22 protein-coding genes are annotated in these 19,834 nt (G+C 68.7%); 5 read left to right on the forward strand and 17 right to left on the reverse strand.

Features of this window, described 5'->3' with window-relative positions; translation table 11 throughout:
- Nucleotides 1–49 precede the first annotated feature (49 nt).
- The 3 genes from topA to VGC47_04275 all read right to left on the reverse strand — a co-directional run bounded on the left by topA (nucleotide 50) and on the right by VGC47_04275 (nucleotide 5,230).
- Nucleotides 50–2,761 (reverse strand): type I DNA topoisomerase, encoded by a 2,712-nt coding sequence (topA, locus tag VGC47_04265; GenBank protein ID HEX9854505.1) that lies wholly within the window; start codon nucleotides 2,759–2,761, stop codon nucleotides 50–52.
- A gap of 163 nt (nucleotides 2,762–2,924) precedes the next feature.
- Nucleotides 2,925–4,001, reverse strand: coding sequence for a glycosyltransferase family 4 protein (locus VGC47_04270; protein ID HEX9854506.1), 1,077 nt, complete (start codon nucleotides 3,999–4,001; stop codon nucleotides 2,925–2,927).
- Nucleotides 4,001–5,230: a histidine phosphatase family protein gene (locus VGC47_04275; GenBank protein HEX9854507.1), complete on the reverse strand. Its 1,230-nt coding sequence runs from the start codon at nucleotides 5,228–5,230 to the stop codon at nucleotides 4,001–4,003. The genes VGC47_04270 and VGC47_04275 overlap by 1 nt, the downstream gene beginning before the upstream one ends.
- Before the next feature lie 116 nt (nucleotides 5,231–5,346).
- On the opposite strand from VGC47_04275, the gene VGC47_04280 reads away from it, so the two are divergent.
- The gene (locus VGC47_04280) at nucleotides 5,347–5,556 is read left to right on the forward strand and encodes a hypothetical protein (protein HEX9854508.1); all 210 of its coding nucleotides are present in this window, start codon (nucleotides 5,347–5,349) and stop codon (nucleotides 5,554–5,556) included.
- A 46-nt stretch (nucleotides 5,557–5,602) separates the two neighbouring features.
- Entirely contained in the window at nucleotides 5,603–5,830 is a 228-nt protein-coding gene (locus VGC47_04285; GenBank protein ID HEX9854509.1) for a hypothetical protein, read from the forward strand.
- A gap of 6 nt (nucleotides 5,831–5,836) precedes the next feature.
- Here the strand turns inward: VGC47_04285 and VGC47_04290 are convergent, their stop codons facing one another.
- The 7 genes from VGC47_04290 to VGC47_04320 form a co-directional block, all read right to left on the reverse strand.
- A complete protein-coding gene (locus VGC47_04290; protein HEX9854510.1) occupies nucleotides 5,837–7,939 on the reverse strand; it encodes a sodium-translocating pyrophosphatase in 2,103 nt (700 codons plus the stop codon).
- Between the two features lie 97 nt (nucleotides 7,940–8,036).
- Nucleotides 8,037–8,576, reverse strand: a complete 540-nt coding sequence (locus tag VGC47_04295) for a hypothetical protein (protein HEX9854511.1) — start codon at nucleotides 8,574–8,576, stop codon at nucleotides 8,037–8,039.
- Nucleotides 8,573–10,072 (reverse strand): potassium transporter TrkG, encoded by a 1,500-nt coding sequence (locus VGC47_04300; protein HEX9854512.1) that lies wholly within the window; start codon nucleotides 10,070–10,072, stop codon nucleotides 8,573–8,575. Before VGC47_04300 ends, VGC47_04295 begins: the two co-directional genes overlap by 4 nt.
- Nucleotide 10,073: 1 nt before the next feature.
- Nucleotides 10,074–10,220, reverse strand: a complete 147-nt coding sequence (locus VGC47_04305; protein HEX9854513.1) for a hypothetical protein — start codon at nucleotides 10,218–10,220, stop codon at nucleotides 10,074–10,076.
- Complete coding sequence (locus tag VGC47_04310; protein ID HEX9854514.1) at nucleotides 10,217–10,885, reverse strand: NAD-binding protein; 669 nt, start codon at nucleotides 10,883–10,885, stop codon at nucleotides 10,217–10,219. The genes VGC47_04305 and VGC47_04310 overlap by 4 nt, the downstream gene beginning before the upstream one ends.
- Nucleotides 10,886–10,895: 10 nt before the next feature.
- On the reverse strand, nucleotides 10,896–11,549 hold the full coding sequence (locus tag VGC47_04315; GenBank protein HEX9854515.1) for an NAD-binding protein: 654 nt from the start codon (nucleotides 11,547–11,549) through the stop codon (nucleotides 10,896–10,898).
- Between the two features lie 79 nt (nucleotides 11,550–11,628).
- Nucleotides 11,629–11,964 (reverse strand): hypothetical protein, encoded by a 336-nt coding sequence (locus tag VGC47_04320; GenBank protein ID HEX9854516.1) that lies wholly within the window; start codon nucleotides 11,962–11,964, stop codon nucleotides 11,629–11,631.
- Between VGC47_04320 and VGC47_04325 the strand changes: the two genes are divergently transcribed.
- The 3 genes from VGC47_04325 (at nucleotide 11,951) to VGC47_04335 (ending at nucleotide 15,710) form a co-directional block, all read left to right on the forward strand.
- Complete coding sequence (locus tag VGC47_04325) at nucleotides 11,951–12,994, forward strand: LCP family protein (protein HEX9854517.1); 1,044 nt, start codon at nucleotides 11,951–11,953, stop codon at nucleotides 12,992–12,994. The two genes, VGC47_04320 and VGC47_04325, sit on opposite strands and share 14 nt — an antisense overlap.
- 19 nt (nucleotides 12,995–13,013) lie before the next feature.
- Nucleotides 13,014–15,296, forward strand: coding sequence for a DEAD/DEAH box helicase (locus VGC47_04330; protein ID HEX9854518.1), 2,283 nt, complete (start codon nucleotides 13,014–13,016; stop codon nucleotides 15,294–15,296).
- A 129-nt stretch (nucleotides 15,297–15,425) separates the two neighbouring features.
- On the forward strand, nucleotides 15,426–15,710 hold the full coding sequence (locus tag VGC47_04335) for a hypothetical protein (GenBank protein HEX9854519.1): 285 nt from the start codon (nucleotides 15,426–15,428) through the stop codon (nucleotides 15,708–15,710).
- Nucleotides 15,711–15,776: 66 nt separating this feature from the next.
- Here the strand turns inward: VGC47_04335 and VGC47_04340 are convergent, their stop codons facing one another.
- The 7 genes from VGC47_04340 to VGC47_04370 are packed head-to-tail and all read right to left on the reverse strand — an operon-like array spanning nucleotide 15,777 to nucleotide 19,680.
- The gene (locus tag VGC47_04340) at nucleotides 15,777–16,199 is read right to left on the reverse strand and encodes a pilus assembly protein TadG-related protein (GenBank protein ID HEX9854520.1); all 423 of its coding nucleotides are present in this window, start codon (nucleotides 16,197–16,199) and stop codon (nucleotides 15,777–15,779) included.
- Nucleotides 16,196–16,558 (reverse strand): TadE/TadG family type IV pilus assembly protein, encoded by a 363-nt coding sequence (locus VGC47_04345; protein HEX9854521.1) that lies wholly within the window; start codon nucleotides 16,556–16,558, stop codon nucleotides 16,196–16,198. Before VGC47_04345 ends, VGC47_04340 begins: the two co-directional genes overlap by 4 nt.
- The gene (locus tag VGC47_04350) at nucleotides 16,555–16,722 is read right to left on the reverse strand and encodes a hypothetical protein (GenBank protein HEX9854522.1); all 168 of its coding nucleotides are present in this window, start codon (nucleotides 16,720–16,722) and stop codon (nucleotides 16,555–16,557) included. Before VGC47_04350 ends, VGC47_04345 begins: the two co-directional genes overlap by 4 nt.
- Nucleotides 16,723–16,774: 52 nt before the next feature.
- Nucleotides 16,775–17,404, reverse strand: coding sequence for a type II secretion system F family protein (locus VGC47_04355; GenBank protein ID HEX9854523.1), 630 nt, complete (start codon nucleotides 17,402–17,404; stop codon nucleotides 16,775–16,777).
- Nucleotides 17,405–17,411: 7 nt separating this feature from the next.
- Nucleotides 17,412–18,089 (reverse strand): hypothetical protein, encoded by a 678-nt coding sequence (locus VGC47_04360; GenBank protein HEX9854524.1) that lies wholly within the window; start codon nucleotides 18,087–18,089, stop codon nucleotides 17,412–17,414.
- Nucleotides 18,083–19,144: a CpaF family protein gene (locus VGC47_04365; GenBank protein ID HEX9854525.1), complete on the reverse strand. Its 1,062-nt coding sequence runs from the start codon at nucleotides 19,142–19,144 to the stop codon at nucleotides 18,083–18,085. Before VGC47_04365 ends, VGC47_04360 begins: the two co-directional genes overlap by 7 nt.
- On the reverse strand, nucleotides 19,135–19,680 hold the full coding sequence (locus VGC47_04370; protein ID HEX9854526.1) for a hypothetical protein: 546 nt from the start codon (nucleotides 19,678–19,680) through the stop codon (nucleotides 19,135–19,137). Before VGC47_04370 ends, VGC47_04365 begins: the two co-directional genes overlap by 10 nt.
- Between the last annotated feature and the right edge of the window lie 154 nt (nucleotides 19,681–19,834).

The raw sequence follows: 19,834 nt of genomic DNA on the forward strand, positions 1-19,834 counted from the left end.
GTCGAAGTTCGACTCAACCCGAGCAAGGTGACCCGAGCGGGACGGCCACTCAGAACTCGGAGCTTTCCTTGCTCGACGCCGTCTCGTTAACTGCAGCCGGCTTCTTCCTCGCAGCGGGCTTCCTCTTCGCAGCCGGCTTCCTCTTCGCAGCCGGCTTCTTCTTGGCCGCCGGCTTCTCCTGGACCTTCTCGGCAGGCGCCTTCTCTCTCCGCTCGGCGAGCAGCTCGGCGGCCCGCTCGAGCGTGATGCCCTCGATGGTGTCGCCGACGCGCAACGACGCGTTGTGTGCGCCGTCCGTCACGTACGGACCGAAGCGACCGGAGCGCACCGTGACCGCTCCCCCGCTGACCGGGTCCTCGCCGAGCTCCCGCAGCGGCGAGCTCGCCCTGCCCCGGGAGCTCTTCGGCTGGGCGAGCATGCCGACGGCCTCCTCGAGGGTGACGGAGAAGATCTGTGGTTCGCTCTCGAGGCTCCTGGTCTCCTTACCCCACTTGAGATACGGCCCGTAGCGGCCGTTCTGGGCGACGATCTCTGCGCCGTCGTCCGGGTGCAGGCCGACGAGCCGAGGCTGGCTGAGCAACGCCAGCGCTTGATCGAGGCTCACGGTCGCCACATCCATGTCCTTGAAGAGCGATGCCGTCTTCGGCTTCAGCGTCGACCCGGGCTCGAGCTCGCCGAGCTGCACGTATGGCCCGAAGCGGCCCGACCTCGCGAGCACGACGACCCCCGAGTCGGGATCGACGCCGAGCTCCCTGTCACCGCTCGGCATCGAGAGCAGCTCGATCGCCTTCTCGACGGTCAGCTCGTCCGGTGCGAGGTCGTCCGGTACGCCTGCCGTATCGTCGCCGCGCTGCAGGTATGGCCCGTAGCGCCCTGCCCTGACCACGATCTCGCGACCCTCGGCGTCGACTCCCACCGGGATGGAATTGATCGCCCTGGCGTCGATCTCCTCCAGGTTTGCCGATACGAGTTGGCTGAGGCCCGGGTGCCCATTCCCGAAGTAGAAGGCGTTGAGCCACGGTATTGCTTCCTGCTCTCCGGTGGCTATCTCGTCGAGGTCGTCCTCCATCCTGGCAGTGAAGGCGTAGTCGACCAGGTCGGGAAAGTGGAGCTCGAGGAGGGTGATGGCTGCGAACGCCGTGAACGTCGGGACGAGGGCGGTTCCCTTCTTGTGGACGTACCCGCGATCCTGGATCGTCGAGATGATCGACGCGTAGGTGGAGGGCCGGCCGATGCCGAGCTCCTCGAGGCGCTTGACGAGCGATGCCTCCGTGTACCGAGCAGGCGGCTTCGTCTCGTGCCCTCTCGCCTCGATGGCGAGCAGGTCGAGCGGGTCACCCTCGCCCATGGCAGGGAGGAACCGCTCCTGGTCGTCCAGGGCGGCGTCGGGGTCGTCGCTGCCCTCGACGTACGCCCGCATGAATCCGGGGAACTCGATGGTCGTCCCCGAGGCTGCGAATCGGGCGACGCGGCCGGTCCGGGCGCCGGTGCCGACGATGCGCACTTGGACGCTCTCGCCCCTCGCATCCTTCATCTGGCTGGCGACGGTGCGCTTCCAGACGAGGTCGTAGACCCTTGCCTCGTCGCTCGTCGGACCGAAACGCGACGCCACGACCTCCGTGTCCGTGAACTCCTCGCCCGCCGGACGAATCGCCTCGTGCGCCTCCTGGGCGTTCTTGACGCTGTTCCGGTACGCACGCGGGCTGTCGGGCAGGTAGTCGCTGCCGTACTTGGTCGCCACCAGCCGGCGAGCCGTCGCCATGGCGGCGTCCGACAAGGTGATCGAGTCGGTTCGCATGTATGTGATGAAGCCGCTCTCGTAGAGGCGCTGGGCCGCCGACATGGTCCTCCGGGCACCGAAGCGCAGCTTGCGGCCCGCCTCCTGCTGCAGTGTCGAAGTCCTGAACGGAGCGTACGGTTTGCGGGTGTACGGCTTCGCTTCGACGGACTGGACCGAGAACGGTGCTCCCGTCAGCTCGGAGGCGAGCTCGGTTGCTTCCACCTCCGACATGACGACGACTCCGGGCGACGCCAGCGTCCCGGTCGAATCGAAGTCGCGGCCGGTCGCCACCTTGGCGTCGTCCACCGATACGAGGGTCGCTTCGAAGGGCGTCTCGTCACTCGGTGCGGTGAACCGGCCTTGCACGTCCCAATAGCCTGCACCCACGAATGCGATGCGCTCGCGTTCTCGCTCGACGATGATGCGGGTCGCAGGCGACTGAACGCGGCCGGCAGACAGGCCCTGACGCACCTTCTTCCAGAGCACGGGTGAGACCTCGTACCCGTAGAGGCGGTCGAGGATGCGGCGTGCTTCCTGGGCATCGACGAGCCTCCTGTCGAGGTCTCGCGGGTGCTCGACCGCCTCTCGGATCGCCGTAGACGTGATCTCGTGGAAGACCATGCGCCTGACGGGGAGCTTGGGGTTGAGCACTTCCATGAGATGCCAAGCGATCGATTCGCCCTCACGGTCCTCGTCGGTAGCCAGGTAGAGCTCGTCGGCGGCCTTCAAGAGCTCTCTGAGCCTGGCGACTTGCTTCCTCTTCTCCGACGGAACGATGTAGAGAGGCTTGAAGTCGTTGTCGACGTCGACACCCAGGCGGGCCCACGGCTCTCCTCGCATCGACGCCGGAACGTCCGCCGCCGAGCGCGGCAGGTCACGAACGTGACCGATCGACGACTCGACGACATACCCGCTGCCGAGATAGCCACCGATCGTCTTCGCCTTTGCCGGCGACTCGACGATGACGAGTTTCGTGCTCATAGGGAGTTCCGTGACCGGGGCAATGGGCCCCTGACTGGAGAAACGGAGTGCAGTTGTATCGAAGGCCTGGACGTCTTGTCAAGACCACGCATCGACACCTGCCGTCGAAGACTGAACAGAGTCGCACGGCACTTCCATGTGCCGGACCCAACGTGACCTGGCGTTATCCCTGCTCCGTCGAAGTGAGGAGCCCGGCTTTGAGGCGCTCGGCGACGAGCTCCCAGCGGAAGCGGGACAACACCAGCTCCCTGCCGCGTCCGCCGAACTCACGGGCAGCCGGCATGAGCAGCTCGATCGCCTCCGCGATGGCGGCAGGTGATGTGGCGATGTAGCCCGACTCGCCGGGGATCAACGTCTCGGGCGCCCCGCCGGAGTCGCCCGCGATCACGGGAAGCCCCGATGCCGCCGCCTCCAGGAACACCAGCCCGAGCCCTTCGATCTCGAGCCCGCCCCACCGCGACCGGCACGGCATGGCGAAGACGTCCATCTGGCGGTACAGGCCCGGGAGGTCTTCCCACGGCACTGCCACCTCGAACCTGACGGGCACGGCTTCGTGGACCGCCAACTTGCGGAGCCGCTGCTCCGTCCTGCCCTTCCCCACCAGGAGCAGGTCGACCTCGACGCCACGCCGGTGCAGCAGCGCCACGGCCCTGATGAGGCGGTCCTGGCCCTTGCGGGGCACGAAACGACTGACGCAGCCGACGACGAAGGACCCGCCGTCCTTCGTCCCGGGGTGGAACGCCTCATGATCCACCCCGGCGCCCAGGTACACCACCTCCCGTCCGGTGAGCGCTCCCACGGCGCGGCGGGTGTACTCCGACACGGCGAACACCACGTCGGCCTGCCTGAGCCATCCGGCGAGGGCCTGCCTGGCGCCGGGCACCGCCGCCGGGATCGTCACCTCGGCGCCGTGACAGATGACGCCGAATGGGACATGGAGCCGGCGGCGGAGCTCTGCACCGAGCCTCGGAAGCGGGTGAGGGGCGCCGAAGAGGATCGCATCCGGGCGGAAAGGGGCCGCCTGCTCGACGATCCATCGGGCGAGGCTCTTCGTCGGCCACATGAAACGCCGCCGATTCCGCACCACTGCGGCTTCGCCGCGTCTCGTGCCGGCTGCTGCGTCGTCGGCTGGCGCGACGACCAGCAACTCACCGTCGAAGGCATCGAGGGCGTTGCCGAGATACTGCTGGATGCCGCCGGGCTTCGGCGGGTAGTCGTTCGTGATGACGAGGAGCCGCATCAGGCGACGAAGTGGGGGGCGAGGTTCCAGTCGACGAGCCGCCGCCCGTTGGCCGAGTACACGACGCGCGAGAAGGCGGTGTTGTCCATCGAGGCGAGCCGGTGGCGGTTGGCGGGACCCATGCCGAGGAGGCCGGACGCGAATGCCCGCAGCGCCCCGCCGTGCGAGACGATGCCGACCGTCTGACCCCGGTGATTGGCGGCGATCTCGTCGATGGCGGTCGTGACCCGCTGGCGGACGCCCGCAAACGCCTCGCCGGATCCGCCGCGGATGACGTGCTCGTCTCCTGCTCGCAGCAGAGCCAGACCCTCCGGGTCGCGCTCGCCGATCTCGTCGACCGTCAGGCCCTCCCACGAGCCGAACCCGATCTCCTTGAGGTCCTCGACCTGGACCGGTTGCATGCTGAGGGAGTCGGCGACCGCCTCTGCCGTGTGGACGGCGCGCGCCAGGGGCGACGAGTAGATCGCATCCAGCCGAGGCAGGTGGGCGCCCACCGATCGGATCTGCCGACTGCCGCGCTCCGTGAGCTCGCCGGGCTGGTGCCCCTGCCACCTGCCCTCGATGTTGGCGACGGTCTCGCCGTGCCTGATCAGGATCAAGTGGGTCTCCTGATCGGAAGGCATCGGAACGTGGTCCGGGAGCAGGTGGGTCGAGTCGTTGTACCGCACGAGCCGGATGCCATGTGGGTCGGGCGTGAGGGTGACGACCGCCGTGTTGAACGGCAGCGCCAACGGGGCAGGCCGTGACGTGCCGAGCAGCTGCGAGGCGAGAGTGAGGATTGCGAGGCCGTGACTCACGACCAGAGCCCGCCCCGACTCGCCGACGCGCCGGACGAGGTCGCCGAGGGCGTTGCCCAGCCTGACCGCGGTGTCCGTGAGGCGTTCGCCGCCCCCGAGCTCGACGTCGTCGCCTGCCAGCAGCCTGCGGATACGCTCCGGCTCCCGTTCAGAGATCTGCTCGAACGTGAGCCCCTCCCACGAGCCGATGTTCGGCTCTCTCCAGCGAGGATCGACCTCAGGAACGAGTCCCATCGCCGCCGCGGTCGCCTCGGCTCGGCCGAGATCGGACGAGGCGACGATGTCGAAGCGCTCGGAGGCGAATCGCAGCCGGAGCCGCTCGAGTTGCACTTCACCCTCCGGCGAGAACGGCGCGTTCGTCGATCCCTGCCACACCCTGGTGCGATTGGCCGTGGTCTCGGCGTGTCTCACGAGCACGATCTCAGGCGGCAAGGGGCTCTCCGGGAGGGCGGGATGCGGAACATACCACGGGCTTTCCGATGCCCTTCTCCCCTTTCTGGGTATCACGGGCCGGCGGGCCGCATCGTCTGGCGGAAGGAGGCTCATACATGCAAGAAGAGCAGAGGTTCGTGCTCCCGTTCCCCGCCGCCGCCCAGGTGAAGGGACTCGAGGAGTTGGCGAGGATGCGGTCCCACCGCCGAAGCGGCGCAGGCATGCTCAGCCGGGCCAAGGCGTTGGTGGCGGCCGCGAGACGGGTGCGCCGCGCCGCCGTGCCGGCCACGGTCGAGGTGGAGCACCCGGCATCGGTGGCCCGGTAGGGCAGCCCGGCCAGGAGGGTTGGCGTCGGGCCGGTAGGGTGAGCCGGTGCCGGCACCCGCCCTCGTCGCCCAGGCCGCCTCGAACGGCGTCAGCGCCGGACAGGTCATCATCTGGATCGTGGTCGCCGCCCTGCTGCTCGGCCTCTATCGCCTCAACCGAGCCAGCAGACGCAAAGCCGATGCCGAGTATTGGCGTCGGCGGGCACGCCAGGAGGAGCTGAAGCAGAGCGATCCCGACATGGCGCCACCCTCCGACGAAGACGACCCCGGCTGACCCACCTCAGACGAACGCCGAGGCGAAGATGAGGCTCACGATCGTCATCACCTTGATGACGATGTTCATCGCAGGTCCCGAGGTGTCTTTGAAGGGATCGCCGATCGTGTCACCGACGACCGCCGCCTTGTGGGCGTCCGAGCCCTTGCCGCCATAAGCGCCTGCCTCGATGAACTTCTTGGCGTTGTCCCATGCGCCGCCGGCGTTCGCCATGAAGATCGCCAGGAGGAACCCGGTGACGAGGGCACCCGCCAGCAACCCGCCGAGCGCCCGCACCGAGATGAACCCCACCACGAGGGGCAAGGCGACGGCGAGGGTCCCCGGCACGACCATCTCCCGGAGGGCGGCCGCCGTCGAGATGTCGACGGCGCGGGCGGAGTCGGGCCGCACACCGTCCAACCCCTCCAGGAGCCCCGGGATCTCACGAAACTGCCTGCGAACCTCCTCGATCATGCGATTGGCGGCGCGGCCGACAGCCTGGATGGTCAGCGCCGCGAACAGGAACGGGAACATCGCTCCGATGAACAGTCCGACGGTGACCGGGATGTCGAGGATGTCGATCGTCGTCAGCACCGGCTCCAATCCCTCGGCGATGGCGGCCTCGTTGACCGCCTGGCGGAAGGTGAAGAAGAGGGCGAGGGCCGTGACGGCCGCCGAGCCGATGGCGAACCCCTTGGCGACCGCCGCCGTGGTGTTGCCGAGCGAGTCGAGCGCATCCGTGGCCTGGCGAACCTCAGGCGGCAGGTGGGCCATCTCGGCGATCCCTCCTGCGTTGTCGGCGATCGGTCCGTATGCGTCGACGGACACCGTGATGCCGAGGGTCGAGAGCACACCGATGGCGGCGATGGCGATGCCGTACACGCCGGCGATGGCGTCGGGCACATCGAAGGCGACCGTGCCTCCCCAGAACGCCGCCAGCATGCCGAACGCCACCAGGACCACGGAGAATGCGGCCGATCGCATCCCCTCCGAGATGCCGGCCAGGACCACGGTGGCGGGACCCGTCTGCGCCTGCCTGGCGACCTCCTTCACCACCTTGTGGTGGTCGGAGGTGAACCATTCGGAGACCTGGCCGATCAGCCAGCCGAGCAGCAGGCCGGAGACGACGGACACGACGAGGCCCCAGGCGTTGTTCTCGACACCGTCCTGGCTCCCGAAGAGGAGCGGGGTGAGCACGACCGTGCCGACCACGGTGACCCCCATCGCCGCCCACGTACCCTTGTGGAGCGCACTCGCCAGGCTGCCGCCTCCCGGCTTGACGAAGAAGCTCCCGAGTATCGACGCCCCCATGCCGAGCGTGGCGATGAGGAGCGGATAGAAGAACGCCTCCTCTTGGAACGCTGCTCCGCTGAAGGCGAAGGCGGCGAAGGCGATCGGGGCGATGAGCGCCCCGACGTACGACTCGAACAGGTCGGCGCCCATACCTGCGACATCTCCGACGTTGTCGCCGACGTTGTCGGCGATGACTGCGGGGTTGCGCGGGTCGTCCTCAGGGATGCCGGCCTCCACCTTTCCGACGAGGTCGGCGCCGACGTCGGCAGCTTTCGTGTAGATCCCGCCGCCGACCCTGGAGAACAGAGCGATCGACGAACCTCCGAGCCCGATCGCAGTCAGGACGCTGTACGGCTGGTTCACCTCGAGCAGCTCCACGAAGACCAGGTATCCGAGCGACAGGCCGAGCAGCCCGAGCCCGGCGACCGTGAACCCCATCACCGCGCCGCCTCGAAACGCCAGCGGGAGCGCTCGGCTGATGCCGCCCGTCCTCGCCGCCTCTGCGGTCCTGGCGTTGGCTCCGGTTGCGGTCCGCATCCCGATGTAGCCCGCCGACGCCGAGAGCGCCGCTCCGAAGACATAGGCGATCGCACCCCACGGCCGGCCCCAATCCAGGAACACGAGGATGAGGATCGCCAGCACGACGACGAAGCCGGCCACCGCCATGTACTCACGCCGGATGAAGGCCATCGCTCCCTCACGGATCGCAGCCATCAGCTCCTGCATGCGCTCGTTGCCCGGATCAGCCCTGTTGACCTGGTTGGCGAAGAAGTACGCCAGACCGAGTGCCGCGACCGACACCGCGATCGCCAGATACAGCCAGATGATCGGATTCACGCGCCAGGCTCCTCAGTCATTCGGGGTCCACGACCGGGCGGGGAGTGTAGTTCCGCCGCAGTGGGCGACCTGAGTGCTGCCTGCCGGTGCGGGCGGCTCACGACTCGCCGGTCGACGACCGCACCCGCAGCGTGATCGCCGCCCCGAAGAAGCCGAGCCCCGCCAGGAGCGGCCACCACGCTATCGGCTGACTGAGCGCCCTGCCTTCCTCGATGACGTCGAGGCCGACCACCTCGAGATACGACTCTCCGCCGCGGTCCGGGTCGTGGTGGTGCCACACTCCGGTGAGGCTGACGACGGGTCCTCTCGTGCCGTAGCCGCCGGCAGGGTCGAGCCCCTCCGCCAGCCCCGCAGGGATCATCACCCCGATGCCGGTGTTCGACCCGGATCTGGCTCCTCCCTCGCGAAGCGGCATGGTCACGTACGAACCGCCGTTCAGCTGTGCCCACGTCGTCCCGTCGTCACGGTTGCCGTAGTCACCCACGAGCTCCCCCTCGACCGTTATCTCGATCCCGTCGAACTCGGCCGATCCGAGAACGATCGCTTCGACGCTGGTCGCCTGCGCCTCCGCCGGCGCAGCCGCGCCGACCACGGCGGACGTGGCGGCCAGCCAGACGATCACCACGGCCCGCTTCATTTGCCCCTCACCCAAGCGAGAAGGAAGCCGATGAGCGCGAAAACGGCGACGAACTCGAGGCGCCCGGCCCACATCTGCAGCATGAAGACCAGCTTGAGGACGGCAGGCATCATCGTCGGATCCACGACCCCGACCGAGAGCCCGACATTCGCTCCGGCGCTCACCGACTCGAACAGGGCATGCTGCAGCGAGTAGCCGTACGCCATGCCGACACCCGCTCCTAGCAGGAACAGCGCCACGTAGAGGAGCGACACCGCCATCACGGACTGGGCGAGCTCAGGGGTGAGGCGCTTCCGGCTTCCCTGGAAGTACCCGGTACCGACCACCGCCCCGTCCGGGAGCAGGACACGCCTGACCTGGTTGCCGATGGCCTTCAACGTGAGACCGATCCTCAGAGCCTTGACTCCCCCCGAGGTCGACGAGCCCATTCCCCCCAGCGCCATCGCGATGGCGATGCCGCCGTACTCGAGGCCTCCCCAGCCACGCAGCTCGGCGCTGCTCACGGTGGCGAAACCCGTCCCGGTGTGCGCGCTGAGCAGCTGGAACGTGCCGGCCCTGGCAAGCCCGGAGATCGACGAGTAGACCCCGGTCACGGCCAGCCCGACGATGGTGAGCACGAGCGTGAACCCGAGCGATCCGAGGATCGTGCGGGTCTCGAGGTTGCGCAGGACGGATCCAGGGTTACGCCGCCACAGCGCGTAGTGGACCCCGAACGACATCGCCCCGGCGACCATGAGCACAGCCGTGACAGCCTCGAAGATCCCGGAGTGGTAGTAGCCGAGGCTCGTGCTCTGAGGGGCGAACCCCCCCGTGTCGAACCCGGCGAAGAAGATCATCAAGCCGTGGAACGCCGACCGCATCGGAGAGAAGCCGAGAGTGACCCAGCCCACGAGAGTGAGCGCGACGACGCCGCCGACGAGGTGGACGATGGCGACGCCCCATATGAAGCGGGCAGTCGAGGTCACCGAGGGCATGATCCGCTCTTCGCGTGCCTCCCCGTGATAGAGGGTCAGGCCACCACCGGCCGCGAAGAGGCTCAGAGCGGCGAGGATGATGCCCTGGCCGCCGAGGAAGTGCAGGAAGTGGCGCCAGAAGTTGATCGACGAGGCGAGATGATCGAGGTCGTGGACGAGCGAGAGCCCGGTCGTCGTGAGCCCCGACATGGCGTCGAAGTACGAATCGAGCGGCCCCGACCAGTGGCCCGATAGCAGGAGCGGGATCGAGCCGACGAGCGGAGCGAGCGCCCACGTCAACGCCACCACGGTCATCCCGTGGCTCCAGTCGAGCCTTCTGACCTTGGGACTGGAACGCAGACCGATGGCGGCGAGAGCGGCGTAGCAGCCCGCCATGAGGGCGAACGAGCTCATCGGGTGCCACTCGCGAGCGAGGGCGGCCCACAGCAGAGGCACGAGGCTCGCCACCGTGAAGATCGCGAACACCCGGCCCATGAAGAACCCGATGATCCTGAAGTCCTCGGCTACCGGTCGAATCAACATGTCACGAGAGGGCCACTATCAGGGCCGCCACGGCGAGGCCGACCAGGATCACCGCGACGACAAAGAGCGTTTCGAATCCGATCGTCACCAGCAGGCCGGTCAAGCGGCTCCCGATCGTCTCGACCCGCCGGTGGGGCTCCTCGCTCACGGAGCATCCGCCGCCGACGCCATGGCGTCGAAAGCGTCACAGAAGGCCTGCTCGTTGTCGATGGACGTGACGGCGAGGAGGCGATCGCCCGGCTCGATACGGGTGTCGGCGCCTGGGACGAAGACCTTCCCATGGCGAACCACCGTGACGAGAACAGAAGGGGCAGGGAATCGCAGCTCGGCAAGAGGGGTGTCGGGGAAGCCCTCCGGTACCACCCGCTCGACGAGCGAAACTTGACCATCGCCGAGCAGCGCAACGCGGCGCAGCGTCGTCAACTCGATCTCCCGCGAGATCATCGAAGCCATCAGGTCGGTCACCGCCACCACAGGAAGGTCGAGGGCGTCGAATGTCGGCCTGTTGCGCGGGTCGTTGAGCCGGGCGAGCACCCTCTCGGCACCGAGCGTCGTGGCGAGCTGGCAGGCGACGAGGTTGTCCTCGTCCTTGCCGGTGACTGCCAGCAGCCAGTCTGCCCGGTCGACGTCCGCCGCCTCGAGAAGGCGCACGTCCGTACCGTCGCCTTGGAACACGAGAAGATCGTGCTCGTCGGTCAACCGCTCGGCCAGGCGGGCGTTCGACTCGATGACGGTCACGACATGGCCGTCGTCGCGCAGCTCCCGAGCGAGATACCCGCCGACTTTGCCGCCTCCGACGACGATCACCCGCACCGCCGACCACTCATCCTTCCCGTGCCAGGTACTTGTGGAGCTTCCTGCGAGCACCCGCCCTCGCCGCCGCTACGACGAGGTCGCCCGCGTGGAGGGCGAACTCGGCGTCCGGGACGAATGTGGTGGAGCCGCGCCGGACGGCAGCGACGCGCAACATGTTCGGGCTCTCGAGTTGCTTCACTGGTAATCCTTCGGCATTGGCGCCCATCTCCATCTCGATGACCTCGACGTCTCCGCCGCCGAAGGTGACGTGATACCGGAACTCCTCGTCGACGATCTGCTCGTGGATCACCTTGCTCACGAGCTGCGCCCCGGTCACGTACGTGACGTTCAGCGTGCGGTAGGCCTTCGCCCTGGCGGGGTCGTCGAGCCGCGCGATCGACTTGGGGACCCCGAACACCGACTTGGCCACCTCCACCGCCATGAGGTTGGCGTTGTCAGACGACGTCACGGCAAGGAAGGCGTCCGCCGATTCGATGCCGGCGTCTCGCAGCACGCTGACGTCGTATGCCAGTCCGACGTGGGTGGCGCCGTTGAACGTCGAGCCGAGGGCTCTCAAACGCGACTCGTCCGAGTCGATGATCGACACGTCGTGGCCCTCCTCGGACAACGTGAGCCCCAGCTCGCTCCCAACCCTGCCGCAGCCGGCAATGACGATCCGCATCGCACTCCCAGTGGTCGACCCGCGATGTTACGAGGTGCCGGGCGGGTCGCGGCATCGCGTCGCACCGTCGCCGCTCACGTCACCTGCGCCGGAGCCCTCTGGTGAAGCGGAGGATGATCGGGGACACCGCCGGCCGCCCGACGATCGTGAGCACGGAGAGGAGGAGCCTCCCGGGCCATCGGACTGCCAACGACCCCCGGATCGGGCATAGCTCCGGAGCGTCGTTACGATCCGGGCTCGTGCGAGCCCGCACCTCTCTCCTTGCAGCCCTCACGTGCGCCGCCGTGGTCGGTGCGGCGTGCTCGGGCGCGGCCGAGCCGACCACAACTCCCGCTCCGTCGATGACGACCCAACCGGCGTCGACGACGACGAGCCGGCCGGCCCCCACGACGACGGTGGCCGTGAGAGGCGTCACCGTGTCTGGGGATCTCGACGAAGGCCTGCTCACGGCGACCGCCGAGCTCTATTCGTGGATACACGACCACCACAACCCGCGCCCGGCCATCCCGTCACTCCTCTGGCTCCGCCTGCTCGACACCGAACGTCCCGCCGACGAGATCGAAGCGTCCGGCGTCGTCGCCGATCTCGACAACGGGGAATCCGTCGCCGTGGTGCACGCCGGTGAGGATCTCCTGATCGCCGTCCGTGATCCTGCGTGGCGGATCGTCGGGGCCGACCTCGCCGACGCCGACCCGTGGTTCGGACGACCACCTCGCAGCCTGCTCGTCATCGGCTCGGATGCCAGAGTCGGCGAGAACCAGCAGCGTCTCAGGGCAGACAGTGTTCACATCGTCACGGTCGTACCGAGCGAGGGAGGCACGATCGTCGGATTCCCTCGTGACAGCTGGGTCGACAGTCCGGCAGGCACCATGAAGCTGACCAACGTCCTGGCGGGGCGAGGTCCCGAGGTTCTCCTCGAGACGACGGAGAGCCTGACCGAGCTCGACCTCGAGGGCTACATCGTCACGGGCTTCAAGGGGTTCTCCGACCTGATCGGAGAGCTCGGCGGGCTCGTCATCGACCTGCCGAGCGCCGTCAACAGCGGTGTCGCCGAGTGGGAGAGCTATCCGGCCGGCGAGCAGAAGCTGTCGCCGGTGCGCACCCTTCGCCTGGCGCGGATCCGCAAGACCCTGGCAGGCGGCGACTTCACGCGGAGCGCCAACCAGGGCCTCATCATGCTCGCAGGGATGCAGATGGTCCGCGACCTCGGGATCGACACGCTGCCGAGCATGGTCGAAGCGCTGCTGGCCCATGCGTTCACCGATCTCACGACGGAGGCGCTCCTCACGTTGGCGGCGTCGATGTACACCGTGGATCCCGACGACCTCGTCAACCGGGTGCTGCCCGGCAGAGTCGGATCGGTTGCCGGGCAGTCCGTCGTGTTCCTGTCGGCCGATGCGACCGACGTCTACCGAGACTTGCGCGACGGTCTCCTCGACGAGTGAGGCGCCGCCCATCGGTGGCTTGAATGAGGGCGTGGTCGCCGACGACAAGAGATCATCGATCGCCGACGTCATCGACGCATGGCTCGACGACCCGGAGATCGCGCCCCGGATCGTCCACATCGAGCGGATAGAGGGCGCCGACGCCGTCTTCGCCGACATCGCGGTAGGGGCGGCCGTGCGGGGGCGCCTCGAGGCCGCCGGGGTAGGCAGGCTCTACCGGCACCAAGCGGAGGCGATCGCTGCGATCCGCTCCGGGAAGCACACGGTGGTCGTCGCCGGCACGGCCTCCGGGAAGTCGCTCTGCTATCAGATCCCGATCGCCGAGGCCATCGAGGCGGACCGGCAAGCGACCGCCCTGGCGGTGTTCCCGACGAAGGCCCTCGCCCAGGATCAGCTCGGAAGCCTGCTCCGCACCGGAACGTCGAACCTGGTGGCGGCCACCTACGACGGGGACACACCCCGGGACGAGCGGGCGTGGATCCGCCGCAACGCCAACGTCGTCGTCACGAACCCGGACATGCTGCACCTGGGAATGCTGCCGCACCACGAGCGCTGGAGGCATTTCCTGGGTCAGCTCCGATACGTGGTCGTCGACGAGATCCACAGCTTCAAGGGCATCTTCGGCAGCCACGTCGGCCTGGTGCTGCGCCGCCTCAGGAGGCTGGCTGAGAAGTACGGCGCCACTCCGACGTTCGTGTTCGCATCGGCGACGATCGGCAACCCTGCCGAGCTGGCAGGCGCCCTGTCCGGGCTCGATGTCGCCGCGGTCACCGACGACGTCGCCCCGCGCGGGGCGAAGACGTACGTGGCTTGGAACCCACCGATCGAGGACGAGGCTCGAGGGCTGCGGGGGAGCCCGCTCACCGACGCCACGAACGTCTTCTGTGACCTGGTCGCCAACGACCTGCAGACCATCACCTTCAGCCGGAGCAGGAAAGCGAGCGAGCTCATGTACCGCTGGGCCCGCGACCGGCTCGACGAGGAGCGCCGGGCGCTGGTGGCGCCCTACCGAGCCGGCTACCTGGTCGATGAGCGCCGGCGAACCGAGGAGGAGCTCTTCTCCGGCAGGCTGCTCGGGGTCATCGCGACGAATGCGCTCGAGCTCGGGATCGACGTCGGCGGCCTCGACGCCGCGGTGCTGACGACTTTCCCGGGAACCATCTCGTCGTTTCGCCAGCAGGCTGGACGGGCAGGTCGATCGCGCCGGGAGTCGCTGGCCGTGCTCGTCGCGGGCCACGACGCACTCGACCAGCACTACATGGCACATCCTGAGGAGCTCTTCGTGCGACCCGCCGAGGCGGCGGTCGTCAACGTCACCAACGAACAGATCCTGGCGGACCACCTGCGGTGCGCTGCATACGAGGCACCACTCGTCCCAGAGGACGCCGAATGGTTCGGGCACGACATCGAGACGATCGTTCCCGACCTGGTGCGGTCGGGCGATCTCGGGCTGCGAGAAGGCAGGTTGTACTGGTCCGGTGGCGGAGCGCCCGCCTTCGACGTGGACCTGCGCACCTCCGGCGGACCGCCGTACGAGATCATCGACGAGCAGTCGCGCCACATAGGCACGATCGACGAGGCCCGGGCGTTCACACAATGCCACGAGGGCGCCGTGTACCTCCACCAAGGCGAGGGCTACGTCGTCGAGGTGCTCGACGTCGAGGTCCGAGAGGTGCGGGTACGCCGCGGCGAGGTGGCGTACTTCACCCAGCCGCAGACGGCCAAGGAGCTCACCGTCGTCGCACGGGAGGATTCCTCGACAATCGGACTCGTCGACCTCGGGCACGGGAGAGTCTCCGTCACGACAGAGGTGCTCGGCTTCCAGCGGAGATCGCTGTCGACCGGCGAGGTGCTCGACACGAATCCGGTCGACCTGCCACCGCGCAGCTTCACGACACAAGCGCTCTGGCTCTCGTTTCCGCCCGATCTCGTCGATCAGGCCGGCGTGACGCCGGCGGCGCTCCCCGGCACCATGCACGCCATCGAGCACACCGCCATCGCCATGCTGCCGCTCTACGCCATCTGTGATCGCTGGGACGTCGGCGGCCTGTCGTCCGCCTTCTTTGCCGACCTCGGCGGGCCCGGGTTCTACATCTACGACGGATACCCCGGCGGCGCCGGCATCGCCCCCATCGCCTACCAGCGAGCCCGACAGCACCTCGCCGCGACACTCCAAGCGCTCGTCGACTGCCCGTGCTCGTCTGGATGCCCATCCTGCGTCCAGTCACCCAAGTGCGGGAACTACAACGACCCGCTCGACAAGCACGGAGCCATCGAGCTGCTCGCCGTCGCGCTCCGGTAGCTCGCCCCGGGCAATGGAATGCAACCGCTCGGCGCACGGGCGCTCTTACACTCGACGCGTCCGGTGAAGGCCGGGCTGCCAGATTCGAGTACCGGCCGATGCATGGCCGGGAGTTCCAAAAGAGGAAACGTGGCTATCAAGAAGGCTGCGGCCACGAAGGCTGCACCAGCGAAGAAGGCTGCGGCGCGCAAGCCGGCGGCCACGAAGGCTCCAGCCAAGAAGGCTGCACCGGCGAACAAGGCTGCGGCCAAGCCGGCGGCCAAGAAGGCCCCGGCCAAGAAGGCCCCGGCCAAGAAGGCTCCAGCCAGGAAGACGACCGTCAAGGCCGCCGCCAAGCCGGCAGCCAAGAAGGCCCCGGCCAAGAAGGCCCCGGCCAGGAAGCCGGCGGCGCGGGCGGCGGCCAAGAAGAGGTAGTCGAACCCAGGGAGGAGGGGCCCGAGCGCGTGGGCGACGGGCCCCTTCTGCGCGACTCAGAAGGATTCAACGGACCCGGGTCGGCCGACCCTTCAGCCGCTCCTCGAATGCCGGCAGACGCGCCGGCACGAACTCGGCCCTGCTGCGCGCCTCCACCGTCACCACCCCGAACACGAGGAGCCGGCGATCAAAGGCGACGGTCACCTCCACTGCTCTCTCGCTCCACGACTCATCGACAGCGCAGGCGCACGCCACGAGCCGGCCACCATTGAGCGTGGCGAACCGAGCCGCCTCCTGGGCGGGTGTGCCGGCGGCTCCGAACGGGCGGAACGTGACCGGGGCGGCGGCGAGGGCGGCAGCATCGGCCGCGATGCTTGCCTGCGCCCTCGCCTGCAACAGCATGCCGACGTCCGCCACGACGATCGTGAGCGCTACCACGAGCACACAGACCGCCAGAAGCGGCAGCGACGCGGCGCCCTCGTCGGTCATGCCTCGACCCGCATCGCCGCCCTGCCGGTGAGCTCGATCACAAAGCCACCGAGAAGGGGCGACGCCACCCGATGGGTGAGCCGGACTGTGACCGCGGCCTGCTCTCCAACGACGTGCGGACGAGATACCGAGACCCGAGCAACGGAGCCGCCACGGCCGAGGGCCGCCTTGGCGGCGGCGACCGCCCGAGCGGGGTCGGGGCTGGTGGCCGCCTCGCGGGCTCCCTCGCGAGCAGCGTTCATGACCTCGAGCTGCGCCCGGGCCACGACCGCCACCTCGACCATCGCCAGGACGAGGAGGAGCACGAGTGGGAGCACGATCGCAAACTCGACGACCGCACTCCCCCGCTCGCTGCTCACATGAAGTCCTTGACCCTGGCGAGCACCGCGTCGAACAGACCTGCCAAGGCGTCGGTGTTCGTAGCCCACACGATGAGAGCGAAAGCGACGGCCGCTGCAGCCACGATGACCAGGGCATACTCGGCGGTCGCCTGCCCCTCCTGGCGGAGGATGATCGAGTGCATGTGACACTCCTTCCATCTCGGACATCCCGGGCTGCCCCCGGGCGGCGGGAAGTCAGAGGGCGAGGCGATCGAAGGCGCTCAGCAACGTGGGGCCGACCGTGAGCACGAGGAACCCAGGCAGGATCAGTAGAGCGAGCGGGAACAGCATCCGAACGGGCAGCCGCTTGGCTGCGGCGACAGCCCTGGCTCGCTCCTCGGCCCGCTGCTCGACGACGAGCGCGGCGACGATCTCGAGCAATGGCGCTCCTGTGAGGGAGGCGCGTCCTGCCGCTCGGTAGAGGTCGGTTGCCCGCCCTCCGGCTGCCTCGAGCGTCGCCTGTCCTCCAAACCGAGTGGCCTCCCGAATGACCGAGAAGACCTCGCGGCGCAGCTCGGGGTGAACCTCTCGGGCTGCGAGGCGCAGAGCCGCCCGGAATCCGAGGCCGGCTCCGAGTCCCAAGACCGTCAGTTCGCTGAGGAGCACGACGTCGGAGTCTGCGCCGCCGGTGTCGGCGAGCCGGTCGGTGCGGCGACGCCGCAAGCGCACAAGCGGCACCGCGGCGACGAACGCCACACCTGCGAGTGGAGCTACGACGAACGCCACCGCAGCCGCCAGCAACGGTGCGAGTGCCACGTCGTCGAGACGGCGGATGGCAATCATCGAGACGGCCGCCAGAACACCCCTGGCCATCACGTCGCTCACGCCTCGCTCATCGCGATCGTGCCAGCATCGTTGCGACGATCGCGATGCCGGCGACCTCGAGCCCGACACCGGCCGCCAAGATCGTGAAACCCACCACGCCGTGGTCGATCAGGACTCCGGCTCGCCCGGTGAGGAGGAGCAGCATTGCGAACCCGAGTGGGGCCACGCCGACGACGAGCGCAGACAAGCGTGCCTGTGCGGTCAGCACTGCCCTCTCACGAGAGAGCTCGGCCTGGTGAGCTGCCCGATCGGCCAGTACCTCGAAGATCGCAGCCGCTCTCCCTCCCGTGGAACCCGCCAGCCGCAGCGCCGGGGCGGCGACGCGGCCGTTCGCCGGAAGCGATGCGGCCACTGCCGCGGCCACGTCCTCGAACGGCGCCCCGACGACAGCACGCCGCTGAGCGCCGCTCAGGTCGAGGGATGGCACCCGCGCCGCCGCATCGCCGATGGACATCCGTAGCGAGGCACCGGACCGCAACTCCGCGGCAAGCGCCCTGAAATACTCAGCCTCGAGAGATGGCCGAAGCCGTCTACGCATGACCCGCCGCCCGCTGACAGCCACAGCCCAGGCGGTGATCATGGCCGCCGCCACGAGAGGCTGGCGTGCGGCGACGACGCCCACGCCGATGACCCACCACGGCACACCCGTCGCGATCATCATGGCGATGAGCAGCGCGATCACCACGAGTAGACCTCCTCCAGGTCGTCGAGCGTGACCGCGGCGATCCGGCTCACCCGTCGGTTACCACCTCGCCGCTCGACTTGCACCACGATGTCGAGCGCCGACCGCAGCTGGCGCCGCACGGTCGCAGGCGACACCCTCCTGTCCCCAGACAAGGCGAGCGACTCGACGCGCCACACCGCTTCCTCGGGTCCGTTGGCGTGGACGGTCGACATCGATCCGTCGTGCCCGGTGCTCATCGCCTGGACCATGTCGAAGGCCTCGGGGCCTCTCACCTCGCCGACGATGATTCTGTCTGGTCGCAGGCGGAGGGCGTGTCGCACGAGGTCACGCAGTGGGATCTCGCCGAGGCCCTCGACGTTGGCGGGTCGAGCCTCCAGCCGCACGACGTGGCCTGCGAGGCGAAGCTCGGCGGCGTCTTCGACGGTGACGACCCGCTCGCCGGCGGGGATCACTCGCGACAGAAGGTTGAGGAGAGTCGTCTTGCCTGACCCGGTCCCCCCGCTCACCAGGATGTTCCTGCGAGAGGAGACGGCCTCGGCGAGGAGATGAGCCCCGTGGTCGTCGATCGCGCCGGCGGCGACGAGGCCGTCCAGGTCGGAGACCGCCTCGGTGAAGCGCCGCACCGCGACCACCGGCCCATCGACCGCGATCGGGTCCATGATGGCGTGCAACCGCGAGCCGTCCGGCAGGCGGGCGTCTACGACCGGGCTCGCCCTGTCGATCCGCAGGCCGAGCGGAGCGATCACCCGCTCGACGGCAGCAAGCACCGCCCGGCCGTCGGGGAACCGAATCGAGGTCCGCTCGAGAGCGCCGGCGCGCTCGACCCAGACCTCCCCGGGCCCATTGACGAGCACGTCGCTCACCTCACGATCGCGCAGCAGGGACTCGAGCGGGCCGAGGCCCACCAGGGCGTCGGCCGCGTCGACGGCGACGGACGCAGGGGCCAACGGCGCCTCCTCCAGGAGGAGCCGTTCCGCGGCGGCGACGAGCGCGGCACGTTCCAGGGCGACGTCGGAGTCGATGAGCCGGCGCGTCAGGCGGTCGATCAATGCCATGGGTGCTCCCATACGTCGCCCCAGGCGCGCAGCCAGCGGTCTCGCCGTGGCAGAGCACCAGCAACGAGCGCCCGAGCGGTCGCCAGCGCCATTCGGGGCAGGACGATGGATCTCCCCGGAGGCTCGGTGCGCAGCCCGAACGGCTGGTAGACGGCGGCCACGTCCAGCGGCTCGAGCCACTCGGAGGGGAGCAGCGGACGCACCGGGACGACCCCGTCGAAGCCGGGAGGTCGATGGCGCCCGAGCCTGAAGACGACCCTCGGCCACCCTGCCAGGAGCGCCTCGATGACCTCGCGCCCCTCGTCCGGCAAGATGCCGCCGTTGCGGAGCACCGCGACGCCGCGACGCAGTGGGGACAGATCGGACGCCGTGGGGCTGTCCCGCACCATGGCGGCCAGGCTCCCCGAACCGGGATAGCCGGGCCCGGCAGGGTCGAGGTCGACGACGAGCGCCGTGTCACACGCCGCGGCCAGCGCCAAGGGCGCGATGGCGCCGAGCACCCCGTCCTCCGGTGCCCAAGTCGAGAGCGCAACCATGCGCCCACCTCTCAGAGTCCGGCGGGGAAGGCCCCGCAAACCTATGGGACGAGCGCGACACGTTCAAGACTCCCGATCGGCAGCCGCCAGACCCACTCCACGCTGGGACCTCCATGGTCGGGGAGCCGTCGACGTTCATCGTGAGGGCCGCAAC

The sequence above is a fragment of the Acidimicrobiia bacterium genome, assembly GCA_036396535.1.
Taxonomy (GTDB): domain Bacteria; phylum Actinomycetota; class Acidimicrobiia; order Spongiisociales; family UBA5794; genus DASWKR01.

Excerpts from the sequence above, each read along its gene's own strand:
- topA (HEX9854505.1), bottom strand. The coding sequence starts at position 2,761 with ATGAGCACGAAACTCGTCATCGTCGAGTCGCCGGCAAAGGCGAAGACG.
- VGC47_04270 (HEX9854506.1), bottom strand. The coding sequence starts at position 4,001 with ATGCGGCTCCTCGTCATCACGAACGACTACCCGCCGAAGCCCGGCGGC.
- VGC47_04280 (HEX9854508.1), top strand. The coding sequence starts at position 5,347 with ATGCAAGAAGAGCAGAGGTTCGTGCTCCCGTTCCCCGCCGCCGCCCAG.
- VGC47_04295 (HEX9854511.1), bottom strand. The coding sequence starts at position 8,576 with ATGAAGCGGGCCGTGGTGATCGTCTGGCTGGCCGCCACGTCCGCCGTG.
- VGC47_04300 (HEX9854512.1), bottom strand. The coding sequence starts at position 10,072 with ATGTTGATTCGACCGGTAGCCGAGGACTTCAGGATCATCGGGTTCTTC.
- VGC47_04315 (HEX9854515.1), bottom strand. The coding sequence starts at position 11,549 with ATGCGGATCGTCATTGCCGGCTGCGGCAGGGTTGGGAGCGAGCTGGGG.
- VGC47_04340 (HEX9854520.1), bottom strand. The coding sequence starts at position 16,199 with ATGACCGACGAGGGCGCCGCGTCGCTGCCGCTTCTGGCGGTCTGTGTG.
- VGC47_04350 (HEX9854522.1), bottom strand. The coding sequence starts at position 16,722 with ATGCACTCGATCATCCTCCGCCAGGAGGGGCAGGCGACCGCCGAGTAT.
- VGC47_04365 (HEX9854525.1), bottom strand. The coding sequence starts at position 19,144 with ATGGCATTGATCGACCGCCTGACGCGCCGGCTCATCGACTCCGACGTC.
- VGC47_04370 (HEX9854526.1), bottom strand. The coding sequence starts at position 19,680 with ATGGTTGCGCTCTCGACTTGGGCACCGGAGGACGGGGTGCTCGGCGCC.